The organism is Coprothermobacter sp., from assembly GCA_013824685.1.
Taxonomy (GTDB): domain Bacteria; phylum Caldisericota; class Caldisericia; order Cryosericales; family Cryosericaceae; genus Cryosericum.
The window spans coordinates 15,027-33,021 of sequence record PNOG01000012.1; the positions used below are offsets into that span (position 1 = coordinate 15,027).

General features: G+C 58.5%; 11 protein-coding genes. 2 read left to right on the forward strand and 9 right to left on the reverse strand.

Annotated features, from left to right (window positions below; translation table 11 throughout):
• Positions 1–67: 67 nt before the first annotated feature.
• From C0398_04270 to C0398_04285, 4 genes are read right to left on the reverse strand one after another with little or no spacing between them, the layout of a single operon-like run.
• Positions 68–2,593 (reverse strand): hypothetical protein, encoded by a 2,526-nt coding sequence (locus tag C0398_04270; GenBank protein ID MBA4365208.1) that lies wholly within the window; start codon positions 2,591–2,593, stop codon positions 68–70.
• Entirely contained in the window at positions 2,590–5,064 is a 2,475-nt protein-coding gene (locus C0398_04275; protein ID MBA4365209.1) for a hypothetical protein, read from the reverse strand. The genes C0398_04270 and C0398_04275 overlap by 4 nt, the downstream gene beginning before the upstream one ends.
• The gene (gene pheT / locus C0398_04280) at positions 4,959–7,388 is read right to left on the reverse strand and encodes a phenylalanine--tRNA ligase subunit beta (protein MBA4365210.1); all 2,430 of its coding nucleotides are present in this window, start codon (positions 7,386–7,388) and stop codon (positions 4,959–4,961) included. Before pheT ends, C0398_04275 begins: the two co-directional genes overlap by 106 nt.
• A 9-nt stretch (positions 7,389–7,397) precedes the next feature.
• On the reverse strand, positions 7,398–8,402 hold the full coding sequence (locus C0398_04285; GenBank protein MBA4365211.1) for a phenylalanine--tRNA ligase subunit alpha: 1,005 nt from the start codon (positions 8,400–8,402) through the stop codon (positions 7,398–7,400).
• Between the two features lie 227 nt (positions 8,403–8,629).
• On the opposite strand from C0398_04285, the gene C0398_04290 reads away from it, so the two are divergent.
• Together C0398_04290 and C0398_04295 are read left to right on the forward strand one after the other, a co-directional pair.
• Positions 8,630–9,850 (forward strand): hypothetical protein, encoded by a 1,221-nt coding sequence (locus C0398_04290; GenBank protein ID MBA4365212.1) that lies wholly within the window; start codon positions 8,630–8,632, stop codon positions 9,848–9,850.
• A gap of 93 nt (positions 9,851–9,943) precedes the next feature.
• On the forward strand, positions 9,944–10,924 hold the full coding sequence (locus C0398_04295; GenBank protein MBA4365213.1) for a hypothetical protein: 981 nt from the start codon (positions 9,944–9,946) through the stop codon (positions 10,922–10,924).
• Positions 10,925–10,992: 68 nt separating this feature from the next.
• On the opposite strand, the gene C0398_04300 is transcribed toward C0398_04295, so the two are convergent.
• From C0398_04300 to C0398_04320, 5 genes are all read right to left on the reverse strand, one after another.
• Positions 10,993–12,342: a glucose-6-phosphate isomerase gene (locus tag C0398_04300; protein ID MBA4365214.1), complete on the reverse strand. Its 1,350-nt coding sequence runs from the start codon at positions 12,340–12,342 to the stop codon at positions 10,993–10,995.
• A gap of 169 nt (positions 12,343–12,511) precedes the next feature.
• Complete coding sequence (locus C0398_04305; protein ID MBA4365215.1) at positions 12,512–13,621, reverse strand: ABC transporter permease; 1,110 nt, start codon at positions 13,619–13,621, stop codon at positions 12,512–12,514.
• A gap of 4 nt (positions 13,622–13,625) precedes the next feature.
• Positions 13,626–14,669, reverse strand: coding sequence for an ABC transporter (locus C0398_04310; protein ID MBA4365216.1), 1,044 nt, complete (start codon positions 14,667–14,669; stop codon positions 13,626–13,628).
• On the reverse strand, positions 14,662–16,278 hold the full coding sequence (locus C0398_04315) for a sugar ABC transporter ATP-binding protein (GenBank protein ID MBA4365217.1): 1,617 nt from the start codon (positions 16,276–16,278) through the stop codon (positions 14,662–14,664). The genes C0398_04310 and C0398_04315 overlap by 8 nt, the downstream gene beginning before the upstream one ends.
• A gap of 311 nt (positions 16,279–16,589) precedes the next feature.
• Positions 16,590–17,813 (reverse strand): hypothetical protein, encoded by a 1,224-nt coding sequence (locus tag C0398_04320; GenBank protein ID MBA4365218.1) that lies wholly within the window; start codon positions 17,811–17,813, stop codon positions 16,590–16,592.
• Positions 17,814–17,995 lie beyond the last annotated feature (182 nt).

Consider the following 17,995-nt stretch of genomic DNA (forward strand, 5'->3'; position numbering starts at 1 on the left):
GTGCCTCCTTCAATGCTATGGTTTCGGACACTGAGGCGTGGTTCTTCCGCGAGGTCTCACGAACGCTTCATAGCGTTTGGTTGCGCATCCACCGGTCAAGATGCTGCAGCAGGCTTTCCTGACTTTCCATCGGCAGGAACAGCGATGGCGTCGGCAGGACAGTCCGGATACGATCTGCGTAGGCCGAACCGAAGCTCCGGTTGTCCAGCATGAAGACGCTTCGCAGCGTGTGTGGATCCATCTGGTGCAGTGTGTATTGCAGCAGGGTCAGGGCATAGGGGAGGTCGAACTGTCGGAAGGCATCGCCCCGTCTCTCTTTGAGCGCTTGTTTGAGGCGCGTCACCGTTGGAAGGAACGAGTTCGGAAACTGCAGCTTGGTGACAAACAGAAACTTCGCCGAGACGATGTCGCCGAAGCTCAGATAGTCGAACGGGATGAGCAGAATGGCCCTGTTCTGACCGGAAAACTGTTCCAGCAGTTGCATGCGCGTGTGCCCGTTCTTTGGAAGCAACAGGCTGTATTCGGCTAGTCCAGGCTCGCGCGCAAGAAACGACTGCAGGCGGCGCAGCGTCTCGAGAGAGTTGGAGGCGACCATCGCTTTTCCGGGGAAGCGTCTCATCGTTTCGGCGATGAGGCGGGCGCCCTCCTTTTCGAATCCGGACTCGTTTGGCTTCGGCAGGTGCAGCGTCACAAACGTGGGGACACGAGGGCCGTCCAGCTCAGGGTCGACGACAACGGCGGCAGGCTCGGGCCCCATGAGGCCGAATGTCTCGGGCAGGAATCGCTGGTCACCAGCAGGGCATACACTCGTCCCGGCGAGGAAGAACTGGGCATACGTGTTGCACGCCCGGATGCGTGAGGCAAGGACGGTCCTGGTGCTCGCCAGCATGATCTCCTGACCCTGTCGTTCCATCCATACGGCATAGGCAGGGTTGTCTGCATTGTCCAGAACAGAAGCGAGGTCTCGACATTGCGTCAGGTATGCCATTCGCATCGTTGGGGGCAGTGCCTTCCCTGCGTTTACGAAGGCCTCTACCATTGTGTCCGCCGCGGATCTGAGGGCCACGAACTCGCCGGCAGACCAGAGCGTTTCGCCGATTGCGATGCGTCCTCGGACCCCAGCATTCTCCTGATGGGTCACGCGCAGGTAGAGTTCCTCGAGAAGAGTTCCAGCGTGTGCGGCAAGGTCGGCCACGATGGCGAGACCCGGAACTTCGCGGCGCTCGCCTGCAATACCGGCGATGATGCGCAGCGTGATCGACGTGACCTGCACCTCAGGCACGTCGAGCACATCACTCATGAGTTTCTCAGTCTCGGGGGAAGAGACCAGGACCAGTGTCGACTCGCCGAGTTCGTGGAATACGTGTGGCGCCTCAGCGAGGTCGGTCACGTGGAGGTGGGCGACGTGCGCACGAGCCAGCGATTCCCGGACGGGACACACATCATGAAACGGACAGCTCGACTCGAGCTGGCAATGAGCTGCCGATATGTGGTTCACAAGACGGGACTTCTTCAGGAACAGCGGCATGCCGGGAATGAAGACTGAGCGTGTCTCCCATTCATAGACGATGAGAGCCGAGAGCTCAAAGCCGAATTCGCGACGCATGGTGGGGCTGCGGGTCGCTCCATCGAGCAGCATGAGGCAGACGAGGTTGTTGGGGCTCTCCTGCGATATCCAGAGTGGTCGTGCATCTCCTGGTTGCGCATCCTCGAGGAGTGGTTCGATGGCTGCAGGCGCGCGCAGCAGCACAGCACTGGGGCGTGTGGATGCCTGGAGATCCCCGAGGTACCGGGCTCGAAGTGACCGGGGTTCGCACTGGAGGAGGACATCGCGGCCGGAAGCCAGCAACGCCATCTCTGGAGAGGTCATGTCGCTGGTGATGCCCGGCTTCAGTGCCTTCAGGTGTGGTAGACGCGAATGGTCGAGGTCTGTCAGATCAGCATCCAAGCCTGCCATTTCAGATGGTAGAACCACCGACCGGGTATCGCCGGCGTCCAGCAACCCGAGGTCTGCCACGGCTGGATAGAGAAACTGGATGCGTTGCACGATGGAATCAGGGAGTGCAGACTGCGCAATCTTGTCCTTCAATTTGCGGTAGAAGCGAAACAGGGAGAGACTGTCTCCAAGAGCTCGGTGAGCTTCTTCCTTCTTGATTTCGAGCGAGTCGACCAATGCGACGAGGCTATGGCTCTGCAGGTCCGGGAAGAAGATACGTGCGAGTTCCAGCGTGTCAAACACGGCATTCGCGAGCTGACCGTGCAGCGCTCTGCGCAGGAAACCTTCATCAAAGCTGGAGTTGTGCGCCAGCAATGGACTGCCACCCGCAAACTGCAGGAACTGGTCGACGACCTGATCCACGGATTCTGCCGGTTCGAGGTCGAGAGGAGTTATCCCAGTGAGGGCAGAGATGAATTCGGGCAGACGGGCGCCTTCCTTCAGGCGGCAGAACTGCTCAAATCGTCCGACCTCCTTGCCTCCACGCACCTTGACGGCACCAATCTCGATGATTTGATCGGAAGCCTGATCGAGGCCTGTTGTTTCGAGGTCGAAGAAGACGAGTTCCTGTTCGTTTTTCAAATGGTTCCTTTCTATTTGAAGTAGGCAATTGTCACCCCATCGCCACCCTCTTCGGGGCTCGAAAAGCTGAAGTGATCAATACTTGGCAGGGTCTTGAGGAATTCATGGATCTGCTTTCGCAGGATACCCGAACCCTTGCCGTGGCAGATGTAGACGAATGACAGGCCTGACAGGTAAGCGACGTCGATGTACTTGTCGAGTTTCTCGAGCGCCTCGTCGACACGGCTCCCGTGCAAATCGATCTTCATGGGGACGAACGGCAGCGTCGGTTCACGTGCTCCGCTGTACTGCATGGCGCGGTTCTGATAGGAGCTGAGCTCGGGTTCGGTCAGTTTGCGCACTTGTGCTTCAGGTACCGTCGTACGCATGGAACCAGACTGGAGAACGAGCTTGCGCTTGTCCTTCATGACATCGATGACGATGGCCTGTTTGTTGACCGAGGTAATGATGACCAGATCGCCCGGCACGATTTCTTCGACGGGGGTGAACGGGGGTTTCTCTTGATATGGTTCCGCTTTCTGGACAAGGTCCTCGCGTGTCGCTTCGACCTCCCGCTTGGCATCGTGGGCGGCCTGCGGCTGGTTCTTGAGGCTGTCCTGAAACTGTCTCATCAGATCGTCCATGCGCCTGCTCACATCGTCGACGATGCGTTGAGCCTCACTGTGGGCTGCTCTGAGCTCCTGCTTCTCGTTTGCTTCAAGCACAGCGAGTTTTCCCTCGTAGTCGTCCCGCAGCTTCTCGAGTTCCTGCTGGTTCACGCTCAGGCTTTCCTTGGTGTGGCTGATCTCCTGGGAATCAGTTACGATACGGCTCATCAACTCGGTGGTTGCCTTGTGCTCGATGCTCAGCTCATCGTGGGCGAGCGCAAGCACGGCTTCGGGGAGTCCCAGTCTCTCACAGATGGTGAACGCATGACTCTCGCCCGGGGAGCCAAGGATGAGCTCGTAGGTTGGCCGAAGCGTTTCGACGTCGAATCCGACGGAAGCGTTTCGTACCTGGTCATAGCGGTACGCGAGGAGCTTCAGGCTGCTGTAGTGCGTCGTGATGACCGTCGTGACTCGTTTCTGGTACAGGAAGTCGACGATGCCGGTTGCGATGGCCGAGCCCTCCTCGGGATCGGTGCCGACGCCGAGTTCGTCCAGCAGGACAAGTGAGTATCGGGTTGCCTGCCCGAGGATGCGAACGATGTTCGACATATGCGCCGAGAACGTCGAAAGACTCTGTTCGATACTCTGTTCGTCGCCGATGTCGACAAAAACCTCGTCATACAGGCCAACCGTGGATCCGTCCGAAGCGGGGATGAATAGGCCCGCTTTGCTGATGAGGACGGTAAGGCCGAGAGTCTTCAGGGCGACGGTCTTGCCTCCCGTGTTCGGACCGGTGATGACCACCATGAAGTAGTCCTTGCCAATGGAGAAAGAGACTGGGACGCAGTCTGCGACGAATGGGTTGCGGACGTTGCGCAGGGTAGTCTCCAGGTTGGGGCTTATTGACGGCTTGATGCCGTTCCATGACCTGGCCAGACGTCCCTTGGCCAGACTGAAGTCGAGGTGACCCGCCACGTTCAGCGATTTCTCGATATCTGGGGCGGCTTTTGCGATGAGGTCTGTCAGGTAGAGAAGGATGCGCGATATCTCCTTCTTCTCATCGGACTGCAGAATCTGCAGCCGGTTGTTGAGGTCAATCACCCGTGTGGGCTCGACAAACAGGGTCATGCCACTATCGGACTGGTCGTGGACGACTGACTGAATTGCGTCCTTGAACTCTCGCTTCACTGGGATCACGTACCTGTCGTTCCGCATAGTAACGATGCGGTCTTGAACGGCCCGGCCATAGGTCTCGCTCCCGAGGATGTCCTGGAGCACCTTGTTGATGGTCTTCTGCAGCTCGATTTTTTCACGACGGATGGCTGCGATGTTGATCGATGCATCATCCAGGACGTCTCCATCCTGATTGACGCATCGCTCTATCTCTTGTGCCAGAGACGAAAACGGCTTAACGTCCTGGGAAATGCTGAACAGTGCGGGATAGAGGTCCTTGATCGTCACGAACGCCTTTCGCACACGTGACAGCTCGTTCAGGACGACGCAAACCCTCCACACTTCCTGTCCGGCGAGTTGCAGACGGACTTTGGCCTTGTCCAGTTCCGCTCTCACGTCGAGGAGATTGCTGAGGGTCAGATCGCCGAACCGCTCCAGATACGAAGACGCTTCATCGGTCTCGGTCTGGGCTGCCCTGATGGCGTCAATGCTGTCGAGCGGAGCGAGTCCGCGTGCTTCTTCGGCACCCAGCGCCGACTCGGCCTGTGATGCCAAGTTCTCCTGGATACGGTCGAAGCCGACCTTGCCGTACGTGTATTCGCGAATCGCCTGCTGAGCCTCTATACCCGGGTTCTTCGTAGTATGCCCCCTACATGAGTTGCGAGGGCGGCCTCGACGGAGTCGACAAGGACATCGACCTCCTCGCCGAACAGTGTTCGGTCGGATGAGGCAAACTCCATCGAGAAGCCCACGCTCTTCTTGCCTGCTGGTAGACTGCCCCCCTGGAAATTGTCGAACACGACAATTGCCTTGAGCAGGGGGCCACCATGTTCAGCAACGATTGCCTGCAATTGGCCGGCCGTCATGCTACTGTCCACGAGGACGGCAATGTCACGCCGGATCGACGGGAACCTGGAAAACTCCTTGAAACTGATGGGTTGGATGCTCTTCAGCAGGGCATCGACGGAAAACTCGGCGTAGAATGTGTCCCGTTCCAGACCCAGCAGGGCACCGACGTCGTGCCTGAGAATGCCGAGTGTGCCCAGTGGCGTGGTTTCGGACGAAACCAGGATGCTTGCACCATTCTCCAAGAGAGGACTATCCGATGACACAACGTTAAAGGGCACATGCAGATCGCGAAGAACTGACTCGATGATGCCTTTCAGCACAAAGATGCTTGCGGGGGCGGTGGGCGTCGTCCAGTTCGCGTCTTGCCACTTGCCTGCAAGAAGAAGGCCAAGCTTCGTCTCCTCGTCGAACGACTGGCCATGAACGCTGAACGTCTTGCCAATCTCGAACGAGGCGAAGCCCTCGCGGCCTCGCGACAGGTTCCGCACCGCGGCTCCTGCAAGACCAACAGCCATGGTGGGACGCAGGGCATCCCAGTCGACGGTGAGCGGGTTGAGCAGGAGTGGTGCCGGAGGCAGGCCCATCGCGGTTACCGAGCTCTCCCGCACGAAACTGACAGTGCGTGATTCGACGAGCCCAATCCCGACGAGCATCTGACGCAGTCGCTTGCAAAGGGCCTTGAGCGGAGACTCCGAGCCGCGGCGCAGGACAAGGTTCGGCGCGTGTGAGGGGAACTCGTCATAACCCTCCATTCTGACGATCTCTTCGACATATTCCGGCCATGATGTGAGGTCTCCACGGAACGACGGCGGTGTCACCGACAGCGTCGTTCCCGTGACCCTCGACGCGATTCCTTCATAGCCGAAGAGTCTTCGCATGTCTGTTGCGTCAAGGTCGGAACCCAGGTATCCGTTCACCCGATCTACATCGAGACTCAGCGGGAGCATTGCAGGAACTGGGATACCAGCAGAAGCAACACGTGAGACGTAGGAACCGAGACACTGCTCGCGAACAAGTGCCGACAGAACGGAAGGGACGGCCCTGACAGTGAGCCCCGGATCGGTGCCACGCTCATAGAGATAGGCTGCGTCTGTCTTGATGCCGAGGTGCCTGCTCGCGCGTGCGACTGCTCTCGGATCGAAGTGTGCAATCTCGAAGACGATGCGTGTCGTCGCAGCCGTGACGCTGGATGCCAGTCCGCCCATGACGCCGGCGACGGCCACTGGACCTGCAGCATCTGCGATGACGAGCGTTCCCGATTCGAGAGAGCGCAACATGCCGTCCAGTGTGACAATGGTCTCGCCGGGCAGAGACGTTCGTACGATGATACGATGCTCCTGAAGGCGGTCGTAGTCGAACGCATGAGTCGGCTGTCCGTACTGTTTCAGACAGAGATTGGTCATGTCGACGATCCTGCTGACAGGGCGAACGCACAACTGGTAGAGCTGAGTGCGGAAAGCGTGACTCGATGGTCCAGAGGCAACGTCCTGCACCAGGACACCGATGTAGGAACTGCACAGGGACTGGTCTTCGATGGTCACAGCCAGGTCTCCGTCGTTCCGGGCGCGTGGAAGGGAAGAGGGCAGCGGCAGCTTGATGTCACCCATGTCGAACGGCTGATCCGCATCTCTTGCCTTGAGTACTTCGATCCACCGGGCCAGTCCGAGAACCGACAGGGCGTCGCCTCGGTCAGGCGTGACGCTTACCTCGAAGGCAGTGTCTCCTACGGGCCATGCTTCCTCGAAGGGGCTCCCGACAATCGCTCCTGACCCCAGATGCAGAATGCCTTCCTTCTCTTCAGAGGACAGGAGGTCACCGTCGAGCCCCAGTTCCTTCCAGGAGCAGAGCATGCCAAACGATTCTACGGTGCCGAACATGCGCGTCGCGATGTCCGTGCCGTCGGCAGTCTTTCCACCTGGAATCGCCACTGGGATAATGTCGCCCTCACGTATGTTGGTGGCGGCCGTGCATACACTGGTCGTGCCGCGCGGACCGAGGTCGAGGTCGATGAGCTGAAGCCTGTGGTGTGTCGGGTGGAGTGCAGTACGCATGACCCGTGCAACGAAGACGTCCTTGAACGTGACATCGGTTCTCTCGGTCGATTCGATTTCGATGCCGACGTCGCCCAGTTTTGTGACCAGTTCCTCGGGACTGTAGTCAAAATCGATCGCAGCGTGCAGCGCAGAAAGCTTGACTCTCATCCAGTCACCTCAGAACTGACCCAGGAAATCCAGGTCGTTGTCGTAGAACATGCGAATGTCACGAATGCCGTACTTGATCATTGCTATCCGCTCGATGCCCCACCCAAACGCAAATCCCTGGTAGATGCTGGTATCGTATCCAACCTCCCGCAACACGTTCTGGTGGACCATGCCTGAGCCGCCCATCTCGATCCATCCGGAGCCCTTGCAGGTCGGGCAGCCCTTGCCGCCACAGATGGGACAGGAGATTGCGGTCTCAGCGCCTGGTTCGACAAATGGGAAGAATGAGGGAAGGAGCTTGACGTTGGTGGAGGAGCCGAAGACTCCTCTCACGAATTCCTGGAGTACTCCCTTCAAATCGGCGAACGTAATGCCCTTGTCGATGACCAGGCCCTCGACCTGCGTGAACACGGGGGTGTGGCTTGCATCCACCGCGTCGCGGCGATAACATCTGCCGGTGGCAATCATTCGTATGGGCGGTTTTTCGCGTTTCATCGTCCGGACCTGAATGGGCGATGTATGCGTACGCAGAAGCATGCCGGGCGCCAGGTAGAACGTGTCCTGCATGTCGCGCGCGGGGTGGTCTGCGGGGATGTTGAGTGCCTCGAAATTGTAGTATTCCTGCTCGATTTCCGGACCCTCTTCTATGTCGAATCCCATGGAAAGGAAGACGGATTCGACCTCTTCCTCCACTTGCGTGAGGATATGCTTCTTGCCGGCAGGCATGAGCTGCCCCGGCAGAGAGAAGTCGATGTCGTACCTGCGCGTCACGGAAGACAGATCGGACAGTCTCTGCTCAAAGGCTTGCACCGCCCATTGCTTGAGTGCGTTGACTTGCTCGCCGAACTGTCTGCGCTGGTCCTCGGCCAGACCCGAGATATCTTTGAGCAACGCCGTGACCGTGCCCTTCTTTCCCAGGTACTCAATCTGTGCATTTCGAACGTCCTGAGCATCGCAAGCGGCAGTCAGCCGCTTCTCCAGGGCCGTACGGACTTCGTCTAGCGTGCTTGGCATGTGCTGCTCCTCGTTCAGTGTCAATCCGGCGATTATCATATGAATTGTACGTTGATTCGCCTTGGTTACAAGCGTGCGTGCAGTTCACACGAGTCGCTTGGAGACAAGCGTAGGGGTGTTGCGTCAGACGAAGAAGGGCTGGCTGGCGCCGATACGGCTCTCATGTGATTGCTGCTATACTGGCTCTTGGTAAAGGTCCGCGCATATTGCTGCAACGAGGAGATGTCATGGCCACAAAACCAAGGGCAGGCAAACACATCGGCAAGAATCAGACCAGTATCAAGGCGGAGAATACCTCCAGTATCCTCCGGACCGTTCACGGGACAAACGACATTTCGCGGGCGGATCTGGTCCGACTTACGGGGCTGACCGCTCCGACGGTCTCGCGTATCGTTTCCTTTCTTGTCGAGCAGAGCGTCGTCACCGAATCGCCGGGAGTGAGCGTGGGCGTAGGGCGCAAACCCGTCGTGCTGCATTTCAACGGGAGGTCGCGGTACATTGTGGCCATCGATTTCTCGTGGGCGCATGTCCGTACTGCACTCATGGACTTGGGTGGTGGCATTCTCGACCATACCGAGCGGACCATCGATCCCAAGGGCTCGATCAAGACGGAGTTCGAGAGAGTGCTGGAGACCGTTCAGGAACTGCTGAACCGTCACCGGGGCGTCAAGGTTATCGGGGTGGGCTTCTCCGCGCCAGGCCTCATCAACTCTGAGGCGGGCGTCGTCATCAGTGTTCCGAACTTTCCGTCAATCCGCAACCTCCAGGTCCGGCAGCTGCTGCAGACGCGTTTCGGTTTTCCAACGTTCGTTATCAATGATGCAAACGCTGAAGCCGTTGCCGAGAAGTTCTTCGGCCAAGGTCGTGATACCTCTGATTTTGTGCTGGTACATCTTGGGTATGGTATCGGCGCCGGCATCATTGCCGGGGGGCGCTTGTACACGGGCAACTTCGGAGTCTCGGGCGAAATTGGCCATACGTCGGTCGACCGCCGTCATGGAAAGTGGTGCGACTGTGGAAACCGTGGATGTGTTGAATTGTATGCGGGACTGCGCGGCATTCTCGAAGACGCTTCCACTCAGATCGGTCGGCAGCTGTCGTTTGCGGAGCTTCAGCAGCTGGGCACCGAGGGAGACGCCAAGGTGCTCGGAGTTCTGAAAGAGAAGGGAGAGCTCATCGGATACGCCATCGTCAATCTGGTGAATCTTCTTGCTCCTCAGCGTATCGTCGTCACGGGTCAGGTAGCGGCCCTGGGAGCCCCGATTCTGGAGCCCATGAAACGCATCATCACCGAGCGTTGCTATTACCACGTCGCCGATCAGGTGTCTATCACATTGTCCTCCCTGTCCGAAAACAGCACTCTTCTTGGGGCCATGACGGTCGTGCTGGACGACTTCCTCGAGAACCCGTATGATTTCCTGACCGTTCGAGAGGAACGCCGTCACTGAGGAGCCTGTTCGACAGCTTGACAGCTCCTGCTGCAATCGTACAATATCATGAATAGTAACGTTGCGTACAAAATTGATTGAGAGGTTGGCAATATGAAAACATCAAAAGTGGCGGCGCGCACTGTGGCCGGGGTGGACATAGGTGGGACGAAGGTCACGTTCATCCTCTGGTCGGGGGCTGCCATCGCATACAGGGTGGAACGGCCGTATGCTGCCCGGTCAAGCCGTGAGTTTTCAGAGCTTATTCTGAAAGGAATGGGCGATCTCCGCCTCCGGGCGACAGATGCAGGAACTGCCATCATGGGTACTGGTATCGGGTGTGCCGGCATGGTCGACCAGAAGCGTGGCGTGCTGCTGTTCCCTCCCAATATGCCCGGCGTACGAGATGTGGCAATTGTGGATATCGTCAGTGGGGCCACAGGTGCCCCAGCGTACCTGGAAAACGATGCCAATTGCGCGCTCTTCGCCGAGTGGGTCAGCGGGGTCGCCGTCGGCCGCCGGAACGTCGTCATGTTTTCTGTCGGAACCGGTGTTGGAGGAGCGCTCATCGTGGACGGGCATCTGTATGTTGGGCGCCACGGTTTTGCAGGCGAGATAGGACACCTTCCCATGGTCGACCGGGGCCTGCTGTGTGGCTGCGGCCGGCATGGTTGTCTGGAGACCATCGCTTCCGGGACCGGCATCGAGCGGTATGTCAGAAGTGCGCTGGCTCGAGGGTCGAAGAGCCTCATGACGATGGAAGATACAAACTCGGCCCGGACAATCGCCGACTTTGCTCACAATGGAGATCTCCTGGCGCAGCAGGCCTTCAAGCGAGCGGCCCGCTACCTCGGCCGAGCGGCAGCGGCACTGATCAACACACTTGACCCCGACATGGTCGTGCTCGGTGGCGGAGTTGCCGAATCAGGGCTGCTGATGGACGAAATGAAGAGCGCTGCTCAGCGGGGTTCTCTACCGCTCCTGTTTGAGGGTATCGAGTTTGCGATGGCACACTACAGGAACGCCGCCGCTGCCGTTGGAGCCGCTCTGCTCGCGGATCAGCTTCTCAAAGGACAGACTGTCTACTCGATGTGAGCTCGTCTGGCGCTGATGGAGGCGTCCCTCCACGACCGTTTCTGCGGGGGAGTCCTGCTCGATCCTGGTCAGTTGTGCCCGGCAAGACGCAAACGGATGTCCGCGGCTTCGAGCTCTGTGCCCGGCTTGGCCAGGAGGGCGAACATGTTGCGTTTGTACGCTTCTACGCCAGGCTGGTCGAAGGGGTTGATGCCAAGCATGTAGCCTCCTACTGCACAGGCGACCTCGAAGAAGTACACAGCGGCGCCGAAGCTGCGTTCTGAGACATCGGGCATGGTCAGCTGAAGCACGGGAACGCCGCCATCGTGGTGAGCAAGAAGTGTGCCGGTCCTGGCATCGTGATTCATGGCAGACAGGCCCCGGCCGTTGAGATAAGCGAGCCCGTCTGGCGAGTCCGGATCGCAGAGGAACGTAACGTCGGCTGGGGCGGGTACATCGACGACCGTCTCGAAGAGGGAGCGAGTTCCTTCCTGGACAAACTGTCCAAGCGAGTGAAGATCGGTTGTGAATTCCGCCGACGCCGGGAAGATCCCTTTGCCGTCCTTGCCCTCACTCTCGCCGAACAGTTGTTTCCACCATTCGCCGACGAAGTGGAGGCAGGGCTCGAACGTTGCCAGCAGTTCGATACTCCTTCCCCTCGTGTTCAGAAGGCGTCGGGCAACAGCGTAGTGAAGAGCGTCGTTGGTCGCTGCCGGTGAACCGAGGCTGGCAGTGCGCTGTTCTGCCGCGCCCTGCAACATCGAGCGAATATCGAGGCCGGCGATCGCGAACGGAAGGAGACCGACCGGAGTGAGTACCGAATAGCGTCCCCCGACATCGCGAGGCAGGTCGAATGTGACCAAGCCCTCGTCCCCCGCAAGGCTGCGCAGGGCTCCATGCTCCGAGTCCGTTACGGCCACGATGCGCGTGCGGGCCTCTGCTGTGCCGAACCGTCGAGCCAGTTCTGTTTTCAGGACGTGGAAAGCAACCGCAGTCTCAAGCGTCGTGCCGGATTTCGAAATGACGACGACGGAGAAGCGGCGGCCCGCAAGGTTGTCCAGCAGCTTACGGAATTGCCATGAACTGAGGCTGTTGCCGGCGAAGAAGATGTCGGGCAGCCTGTCGGTCGCCGAGCGGGACGGCATGCCGGCAAGGAATTCCAGGCCCGCTCGAGCCCCCAGATAGGAGCCTCCGATACCACAGACAACGACAGTATCAGATTGTTCGCGAAGCCCGGCGGCGACATGCTCGATCCTGGCCACGACACTGTCAGGAGCGTCGACGGGCAGGTCGAGCCATCCGGTATACTCGGATCCGGCACCCTTCCTGTCGACGAGGAGCTGAAGCTGCAGTGCCGCCTCTCTCATTCCTCCGTCGATTGCCTCGGCATCGATGTGATCAAGAGCCCATGTGTCATCCAGTCGTATCAGTCCGCTCATTCTGACACCTCCATCCATCTCAAGCATTGTAGGAGTCTGCAACGGTGGTGCAACAACGTGGGGCTCACGGTTTCTGTCGTTTGGTCTCAGCGCTTGTCGTCTTCGATAGCACGATGGCTGCCGGTGATTGCCGACAGCCATCTTCAAGAGCCTGGTTGGAGGGAGTGTGCTACGATTCCTTTGCCCCGCGCAGAGAGCGTCTTGCCCGCTCGCGTTCCTTGAGGTGTCTCCAGGCGTATAGGACGATAGACAGGGCGATGATGCCGTATGACACAAAGACCCTGAAATACTCGCCTATCATCGCTGACCCCATCAGTTGCTTGCCTGCCATGGGAGCAACCACGAACATCAGGTGAAACAGGACGACCCCGACGAACACGTTGGGGATGGAAGCGCGGGCCACACTGGCTCCACCTATCAGCAGCGCCGCAACGGCGAAGGTGGCCGTCTGATCGTGGCTATTGTAGGTGTTCAGCGTGCCGATGTTCTGGAGGAAGATGATCTGGCCGTAGCAGGCGAGGATGGTCGAGAGGATGATCGCGATGATGCGTGTTCTCTCGACCTTGATGCCTGAATCCTCGGCGACAGCCATGTCCTGGCCTACGGCACGCATATCGTGTCCCAGCTTGGTCTTGCCAAACCACCAGATGAACAGACACAGCAGGCCGATGAGGATGAAGGTGGCCACCGGAACCGAGATATCCCCAATCTTAAGCGGAATGAGCTTGTCGAGACTCTGGCGCATTCCCTTGAGATCGATGGCGTTGCGGATTCCGTATCCGCGCGAGAGAACAAGGGCGGAATTCTTGATCGGGATGATCTTGCCCATAATGTACAGGACGACCAGCTGATACACGCCGTTGATGAAGAATCCGAGGATCAGGGACGTGACCATCTCTCGGCCCTTGGCGCGGTTGAGCACGATGCCGGCAAGCCAGCCCATGAGTGCCGCCAGAGGAGTGGCGATTGCCATGGCCAGGAACAGGCCGCTGACGCCGGAAATGCCCCAGTTTGTGACGAGAATGATCCCGATCTGGCCGGACATGGCTCCAAGCACGATACCGAAGTTGAGCCCCATGCCTGCCATGATCGGGAGAAGCAGTGAGAGGACGAGGAAAGAGTTTCGTCCCAGTCGTGTCACCATCTCCTGGACCAGGTAGCCGGTCGAGAATCCGGATAGCGGAGTCGCGAACGCAATCAGGACGATGAACATGATGGGAACGACGTTGCCGATGAAGACACGCGATATGGCATCGTTGAATCCGGTTTTCTTTGTCATGGTATCACCTGGACTTTCTGGTCACTCGGGTGAGTGCGTAGACGATCATTCCGTTTGAGATGATGATACGCACAACCTCGGACAGATCAGATTGAATGGCACTGTTGATGACGGATGGAGTCATGGTCAGGAGTCCCTGGAAGAGAATGGTGCCGATGACGACATTCGTGATGTTGGCCTTGTTGACGCTGGCACCCCCAATGAGAATCGCGGCGACAGCGGGAAGTGCCATGAAGAACGGCCCGTTGTAGAGCTGGATGAACCCAAAGCTCTGCTGAAAGACCAGAATGCCAATGGCACCGTAGACGGTCGACATGATGACCGCGATGGTCCTCATCTTGTCGACGTTGATGCCTGCGGCACGTGCATAGTCCGGGTTTGAACCGACAGCGGTCATCGCCGTGCCGGTCTTCGTGTGAAAGAACGCCCACATGATCCAGGCCATGAAGACGAAGAACAGGATCATGCCGGTCGGGAACATGAAGTTAGGGCCTATCCTGATGGTCAGGAAGTTGTCCAGGATGTGGATCCAGAAACCCTCGAGAGAGATCGTCGTGCGCAGTCCACTGCCACCGTAGCCCCAGATCATCTTTGGACTCCGGTAGGGGAGCAGCATCCACATCATGCACATGAACGAGACTGACGAGAAGCCTACGTAAGTTGCAATCATCATTTCATTGCCCTTGACCCGATTGAGGAGCTTGCCATAGCTCCAACCGAAGAGCAGGGCGAACGGAGCTGCAAAGCCGATGGCGCCGGCAAATCCGGCAAGGCCGGTGAGACCGAGCTCGATGCTGATTGTCGCTCCCAGCAACCCGGCGATGATGCCGAGAGGAAGGCCAAAATTGAGTCCACAACCAGTCTGAACCATGGGAACCATCCCGAGGACCAGGATGCCGTTCATGCCAAAACGTACGATGGTGTTGGTCATCGACTGATCGACCCGGACACCCACAGACGGCGCCACAATGAACAATGACAGGAGCAGCATGGCGATGATGATGCGGGGCCAGCCAGCTTTGTCGACGAATGCCCGGATCCTATTCATGGCTCTCCACCGTGTTTTCTTCGTTCTTGAGTTTTCCGATCATCAGGAGACCAAATTCCTTGGCCGTTGCGGATGGTGGCAGGATACCGGCGATGCGGCCTTCATCGACGATGGCGATGCGGTCGCAGATGGACCGCAGCTCCTCCAGCTCGGACGAGACCATGATAATGGTTGTGCCGTTCTTTCGGTTGTAGGTGCGAAGCGATTCCAGCACGAGCGACTTGGCACCGACGTCGATGCCGCGTGTCGGCTCCGAAACGAACAGGACGTCGGGCTGCACTGCAAAGGCCTTGGCGAGGCAGATCTTCTGCTGGTTGCCGCCTGACAGCTCCTCGGCTCGCTGGTCCGTTCCCGTGCATTTGATGTCCAGGGCCTTGATGTACTCCAGGGCAACATTCTGGATGGCCTTGTCGTCGCGCCATTGGATGAGTCCACCCAGGAGAGGCCGCAGGAACTTGTTCTGTGCCTGCATGGCGGTGAAGGCGATGTTCCAGTCCAGCGCTTCCTCAAGCAGCAGGCCGACGCCTCGACGGTCCTCGGACACAAACGCCATTCCGGCAGCCAGGGCTGCCGCGGGGTCATTGAGGCGAATTGGCTTGCTGTGCAGAGTGACGGCCCCTCCCGCGGGGTACAACCCCATGATGCCGTTCGGGATGCCCAGCTTGCCCTGTCCCGCCAGCCCGCCGATGCCGAAGATTTCGCCCTTGTGGATTTCCAGCGTCACGTCTCTCACGGTCTCGCCCGGCATGTCGACCCACAGGTGGTCCAGGGAGACAATCGTTTCCGTGTCCTTGTCGTAGCCACTCGTCGAGGCCGACTTCGCTCCAACGCTGCGTCCTACCATGAGTTCGGCGATCTGACCGATGTCGGTGTCGCCGGTGGCCACCTCTTTCACGACTTGTCCGTCCCGCAGGATAACGATCCTGTCGCATATGTCGAGGATCTCCTGGAGGCGGTGCGTGATAAAGATGATGGCAATTCCAGTAGCGGCCAGTCTGCGGAGTGAAGTCAGAAGGACCTGTGCCTCGGACTCCGTCAGGACTGCCGTCGGCTCATCGAGCACGAGCAGCTTCATCTCGGGGCGATGGATCTCGCGGGCGAGTTCAGTGAACTGCTTGTGACCGACGGGCATTTCGGAAACCAGCGTGTCCGGGCTGATATCGACGCCCAGAAGCTCGATGGATTTCTCCGCGATGGCACGCATTTCCGGGAGGTCCAGCGTCTTCAGGCGCGGGCCAAAAACCTTCGTCACGATGTTGTCCTGCAGAATCTCACCGTTGAGAAGGATATTCTCGGTGGCGGTGAACCCCGGGATCAGCGAGAACTCCTGGTGAACCATGCCAATGCCTGCCTTGAGAGCATCGAAGGGGTTCTGAAAGATGACCTCTTTTCCATCGATGCAGATCGTGCCGGCATAGCCTCCAGTCTGACCGATGACGCTCATACCGAACAGGATGTTCATGAGGGTCGACTTGCCGGCTCCGTTTTCCCCGACAAGGCCGAGGACCTCGCCGCGGTTGACGTCGAGGCAGACGTCGGTCAGAACCCTGTTTCCGAAATACTCCTTGGTAATGCCCTGCATGTGCAGCAACGGCTGTTGTTCGGTCACCTGTACCACCTCTCAGAAATTGATCGCCGTGAGATGCTGTGCTGGATTGCCGTCAGCCGTTTGCTGGAGACCAGCCCGGATGAGCTTCGCACATCAGGTATTGGCGGGCAGGGATTGACGATACCTGATGCGCCGTATCCGGGACGGCACGGCGACAGACAAACAAGTGCTCCAGACACGCAGTTTCACTCTTTTCATAACTGCGCACTGCCGCAACGAATCATGAGTTTCCTGTTGGCCGTTACTGCTGCGCTCTGAACCAAAAACAGTGCCGGGGCTGTGTGCCCCGGCACCTGACGATCGTTTCGAGCCTATGCTCCTGGAGCTTTGAACGTGAGGTACTTCTCCGGAACGACCTGTTTCGTCGTTCCAAGATACCCCTTGCCGAAGACGTACGTGTCCTGATACACAAGGACGTGGTTGGACGCTGTTGTCCCGCTGTTCAGGTCCTTGTAGTTGGACCCGTTCCAGGCTACGCCGGGCGTGTACTTGGCATAGGACGCGAACAGGTCTGCATTGTTGCCCAATTTGGCTGTGCCCTCGATGCAGCGCTTGGCGTACTCACCGAGACCGGCAGTCGTGGTATAGCCATAGGAGAAAGCCCACGTGCCGAAGCGACCCGAGCCGCCCTGAGCGATGACAGCGTCTCCGACCTTCTTGAGGATGGCCGGCCAATCGCCCTGCTCAGCCTTGAGGTCGATGCCGAGTGCTCCCGGATAACCCATAAGCGGCGACGGAAGGTCAGCTTCGACAAACAGGCCACCGTACTTCATGATCTGCTTGAGCATCGGTTCCGTTTCTCCGTCGTTGGTGCAGAAGAACGCGGTGTCCTTGCCGTACTTCTGTATCCAGGCGGGAGTCCATTCGAGCATGAACTGCTGGGCGCCCGCCATACCGACATCGCTGGTAGGATCGGGGGCTGTCTCGAAGACGAACTTGAGGCCGAGGTCCTTGCAAGCCTCTTCCATGATGTAGCGCCTGCGGCTCAGCAGTTCGTAGCTCATGTGGCGTGGGAAGGAGACGTGCACGAACGTCTTGGCGCCCATCTGCTTGGCCGCCCAGATGATGAGGTAGCCGCGTGCGACGTTGTCGGCGCTGACAGACTGATCGGCTGCTGCTTCGATGACGTTGGGGTCCTCATGCGGTTCGCCGGCAAACAGGAGAATGTCTGATCTCTTCTCGCGTACGCGCTTGAACGCTTCAGCGGTACCCGGGACTGCCTGGTTGACGACGATAGCCTTCATAAGTGGGTCGTCGGCAAGGCCGACGATCTGAGCGATCGTTGTTTCCTGTTCAGACGTGAAGTTGTCTGGATAGGTCAGGGTCGTGATGATGCCGCCATCGGCCGCATCACCGTACTCCTGCACGAGGCGTTCGGCTCCGCGCAGATCGTCTTCAGACTGGGAAACCGTACCGGTGACGACACCGATGTGAAACTTGGCGCCAGTGTCCGTGGGCGGCGTGGTCTTCTTGCAGCCCGTGAATGCAACTGCGACGAACATGAACGACAGCAATACTAATAGCAGCTTCTTCATCCTCTCTTCCTCCCGAAAAAGAATTAGCCATTGTTCAGCCTAAGCATATTTGTAGCACAGTTGCCGCTATTTTCAAGGTGTCTTCACATATTCTGGGAATGACGATCGGCACTTGAGTCGAGGCACATCCGTCCTGAGGCATGCAAGGACCCCGGCCTGGTGGCCGGGGTCCTGTTGGAAGA